Origin of the sequence: Bifidobacterium apousia, from assembly GCF_007559275.1 — a bacterium.
GTDB classification, from domain to species: domain Bacteria; phylum Actinomycetota; class Actinomycetes; order Actinomycetales; family Bifidobacteriaceae; genus Bombiscardovia; species Bombiscardovia apousia.
Map to the genome: position 1 here is coordinate 1 of NZ_VMHK01000012.1, position 402 is coordinate 402.

1 protein-coding gene is annotated in these 402 nt (G+C 58.0%); it reads left to right on the plus strand.

Annotation, left to right across the window (positions count from 1 at the left end):
• Positions 1–15: 15 nt before the first annotated feature.
• Positions 16–402 (plus strand): hypothetical protein (locus tag FPK30_RS08245; protein ID WP_222102873.1); only part of this gene is annotated, 387 nt, incomplete at its 3' end.

Sequence of the window (402 nt, forward strand, 5' to 3'; positions counted from 1 at the left end):
GTGAATAAGAGCTGGATGGCGAGATTCCAAGGGATTGGGAAGAACCTGTCGGGGTTTGAACAGGGGAAGAAGAAACAGATGACGTCGTCAGCGGCGACGGGGAAGGCAGACTGGTCGGTTGTAGATCGCTCAGGGAACCGTTATCTACCTGAGCGGTATAACGACCCCCCCCCCCTGTTGACATCTGAGCCGGAGGCGAAGACGGTGCCGGTGGCCATGCCGGTCAGCAGCAGGGGTATCAGCACCATTGCTGACATGAGCGGCCGCAGGCCAAACCTATGCGTACGAGAATCGGCAGACGTCGACGACGAAACCACAACAAACCTCCCCAAAGGATTCAAACGCTTGGCTGACCCAGTCCCCCGCAACCATGGGCAGCGCATGAGCAAATCGTATCACGCA